The 3448-nt window shown below is 40.0% G+C and carries 6 protein-coding genes; all 6 read left to right on the top strand.

Annotation, left to right across the window (positions count from 1 at the left end):
* Positions 1-251 (top strand): GIY-YIG nuclease family protein (locus tag Q0212_RS15510; RefSeq protein WP_297927185.1); only part of this gene is annotated, 251 nt, incomplete at its 5' end.
* A gap of 434 nt (positions 252-685) precedes the next feature.
* Positions 686-1588 carry a hypothetical protein gene (locus Q0212_RS15505; RefSeq protein WP_297927184.1) on the top strand — a complete coding sequence of 301 codons (903 nt, stop codon included), beginning with the start codon at positions 686-688 and terminating at the stop codon, positions 1586-1588.
* On the top strand, positions 1569-2069 hold the full coding sequence (locus tag Q0212_RS15500) for a hypothetical protein (RefSeq protein WP_297927182.1): 501 nt from the start codon (positions 1569-1571) through the stop codon (positions 2067-2069). Before Q0212_RS15505 ends, Q0212_RS15500 begins: the two co-directional genes overlap by 20 nt.
* A gap of 3 nt (positions 2070-2072) precedes the next feature.
* Positions 2073-2576 (top strand): NlpC/P60 family protein, encoded by a 504-nt coding sequence (locus Q0212_RS15495; protein ID WP_297927180.1) that lies wholly within the window; start codon positions 2073-2075, stop codon positions 2574-2576.
* Entirely contained in the window at positions 2557-2886 is a 330-nt protein-coding gene (locus Q0212_RS15490) for a hypothetical protein (RefSeq protein ID WP_297927178.1), read from the top strand. Before Q0212_RS15495 ends, Q0212_RS15490 begins: the two co-directional genes overlap by 20 nt.
* The coding region (locus Q0212_RS15485; protein WP_367176058.1) for a hypothetical protein at positions 2876-3448 on the top strand (573 nt) is incomplete at its 3' end. The genes Q0212_RS15490 and Q0212_RS15485, both read left to right, overlap by 11 nt.

Genomic DNA, 3448 nt, shown 5'->3' with positions numbered 1-3448 from the left:
CAACTTACCTTGTAAGGCAAGTAGGTACAACCAAGATTAAGATAGGTAGAAGTTCTAAACCAAAAGAAAGGATTAACACTATCTCTCATCAGTGTGGGTCTTACTTAGAAACTTTAGTTTTAATACCTAAGGATATAGAGCAAGAACTTCATTTAAAATTCTGTTATTTAAGACATTTAGGAGAGTGGTTTATAGATAATGGAGACATAGTAGAATGGGTGGAAAGGTATAAACCAATTGAAGAAGTTTGATTGAGAATCCCCCACCTCTCCTAATCTGCTATAATAACCCTAAACTCAGCAAAGGTTTAGGGTTATGTCGTTCTCAAATTTTTCAAAAACAGTTATGTTATCGGCCTTACTAGAGGCGACAAAAAGGCTATCGGACGGAAAACATAAAGTCGTCCCAGCACACAACGGTGTTATCTTAAACCCTGCCACTTATCTTGGTGCTGCCCCTCTTTACATCCAACTCCATATCTACGGACATAACCCTCCTGTTATTACTAACAGCGAGCCTATTCAATGGACAGCAAATTCAATTAATTGGCCAACAATTACTGAAGTGTTTATCGTTAACGATTCAATAGGCCAAGAGATACTAATGACAGGGGCATTATCATCGCCGTATGCGATGCCGATAGGTAATACCTTTATTGCTTCCGCAAACTTATGGGAGGCGAGCCTTGTTTAAATCAACCGCTTTCGGGCTTGTCAGGTTTAACCCTGTTCAAAACATTAGCTTACTGTTCTTTGACATTGAGACAGAATATCAAGTTGCAAGAGCAAACCTAACTCTTGGTCAAAGCTATCAGTACGCGCAAGAACCACTAACCAAAGACCTTCGCTATTTTAATATTACCATTCCAACAATGCGTTACTATCTAAACGCAGATGACTCATTGAATATTAGCTATGAGCGAGCAACAAACTTGGCATGGTTGGAGTGGATGTATAACATCCATAAACTGACAAAGCCGTTTCTATTCGACCATCCTATCTACGGCACATTAAAAGTTCGTTTTGCCGAAGCTTTAAAAATTCCTAAAGGTATCAAAGGGGGTCAAGCCTGTGTGGATAGTGTGGGGTTACGTTTAATTGAGGTCTTAGACACGGCAATGGCATTGGCAACGCCATTGGGTAGTCAGTTCGGTGAAATTATTACCAACCAAACCCACTGGGAAACCCATAACCTATTTGACTTTCCACATCATACAGTTAGCACCGAGTACCGTTCCGAAGATACGGCTTTCAGCTTAGGTGGGAATTACCAGTACACGGTTAGAGGTGCAAAGCCTGAAGAAAGAACTTTTGACTTACAATTTGAAGGTTTAAAGTACACCGCAAACGGTTTAACCTTAGATAGTAATATAAATAGACAAAACAATATGGCTTACTTAGAGCAGTTTTATTACCACTTTAAGTTGCATAAACCGTTCTATTACAATCACCCTGTCTATGGCCGAACCAAAGTGCGTTTTAAAGAACCGTTAAAAATACCGAAGCTAAGAATCAACGGCAACGGTTGGACAGATAATTTTGATATTACCTTAGTTGAGGTTATTGAAGATGCTACCCGTTACGTCTAATCCAACGCACATGGCAGAGGCAACAAGTCTCACACCTGAACCGTATGTAGAGCTGTTTAAGTTTATACCAAACTTTAATACACCCGATCAATTCATGGCGTTTACAAATCACCCAACAATTAATTGGCAAGGAGTTACTTACGAGAACTTCCCCCATGACTTTAATGGGTACAATATCCAGTCAACAGGTGAACAAAGTCGGCCTAAGTTACAAATTGCAAACCCTAACTCAGTGTTTAGTAGTTTAATATTGGCAGGTTCTTTACGACAGGCACAACTAATTAGATATTTAGTGCTTCGCAAAGACTTGTTGGAAGATAATAACATCTTCTTACGAAACAAATGGTTAGTCTCTAAGGTAATGAATATTACACGAGACACCGTGTCTTTTGAACTACGCAGTGTACTTGACGGTGTGCGATATAACTTACCTGCAAGACAATATATTTCACCTGATTTCCCTGCCACCAGTATGGGTTAAGAAATGGCTAATGCTTTTAACTTAATAAATTTGCTAAACAGACCTTACCAAGATGGTAAAGTTGACTGCTATGGTTTAGCGCGAGCCTACTACCAAGAAGAATACGGTTTAAGTTTACGCAATTACGCAAGACCAATGGGGTTTAATCACGAGGGCTTAGACTTATTGGCAGACAACTTTGCCAAAGAGGGGTTTGAAGTTGTACCCTTGTCTGGAATCACTAGCCTTAGAAAAGGCGATGGTTTGCTATTTTCTATTTTAGGGAGCAGAAACTTAAACCATGTGGGTGTTTATGTTGGCAGTGGTTATTTCATTCATCACCTTTACAACGGAATGTCAAAATGCGAGAGTTTAGACACCCGATGGTTTAATCGTATCAGTCTTGTTGTCCGTCACCCTGACATTACAAGAATCAACGACAACCGTATCGGCACTGTTAGTCTATTAGATTTATTACCGCCCCATTTACGAGACAAGGTTAAAGAAAATGCTTCAAACAATATTTAATAACCTACAAACTTATTGGCAACCTCAATTTGAACGATGTGGAGTTGTTTTAAAAGATAATAGCATTGTCGAATTAGAGAACACACATAGCGAGCCAAAAAATAATTTCGCTATGGTTGATATTCCTGCCGATGCTGTTGCCTTGTGGCATACTCATCCTCACGGCTGTGCTAATTTATCAGTCGAGGATTATCATAACTTTCAGACTTACCCTCAGTATCTACATATTATTGTTGGTCAACGAGAAGTTGCTTACTATTATGTTGACACGGACGGTTCTGTTTTAAGAGGAGATGACCATGTTAGTTAAACTGATTCTGACAGGGTATTTGAAAGACTTTGTGCCTAAAGGTGAAATCTTTGTTGACGCTTTTAACGCTCGTGACGCTTTGATGAAAGCAGGTAATCAGTTACCCAAAGGGGCTACACACCAAGTAAAGGTAGCTGAGTTACCCTGCGTGGACTCTTTACAAGAAAACTTTGAGGTTTTAACTATTCAACCTATTTATCAAGGCAGTGGTGGAGATAATAAAAAAGCTGGAGGTATTCAAATCGGTTTAGGGGTTTTACTAATTGCTTTTTCAGGGGGGGCAGCTTTTGCCGCTTTGGGTTTAAGTAAAGGAGCAGTGATCTTAACAGGCGCACAGCTTATACTTGGCGGAGCCTTACAGCTTTTGCAAAAATCACCGAAAGCAGACCTGGAAAAAGGTAAAATGACTTCCCTTCTGATGGGGATGGTTGTTGGGCTTGCTATTCTGTTCGTTGCTTTCGAATGGAGTAATGCTGTGAATCCTTTGTCGACTGGTGCAGTGGTTGCCTGTACCAATCAGCCGGTTGTTGGAATGCTAAATAGTGCACAAAGTAACCTTGGA

Origin of the sequence: uncultured Agitococcus sp., assembly GCF_937920075.1 — a bacterium.
GTDB lineage: Bacteria > Pseudomonadota > Gammaproteobacteria > Pseudomonadales > Moraxellaceae > Agitococcus.
Note: the sequence above shows the minus strand (reverse complement) of the source record. Positions and strands in the feature narration are given on the sequence as shown.

Coding starts and splice junctions, on each gene's coding strand:
- Q0212_RS15500 (WP_297927182.1), top strand. CDS start 1,569: ATGCTACCCGTTACGTCTAATCCAACGCACATGGCAGAGGCAACAAGT.
- Q0212_RS15495 (WP_297927180.1), top strand. CDS start 2,073: ATGGCTAATGCTTTTAACTTAATAAATTTGCTAAACAGACCTTACCAA.
- Q0212_RS15490 (WP_297927178.1), top strand. CDS start 2,557: ATGCTTCAAACAATATTTAATAACCTACAAACTTATTGGCAACCTCAA.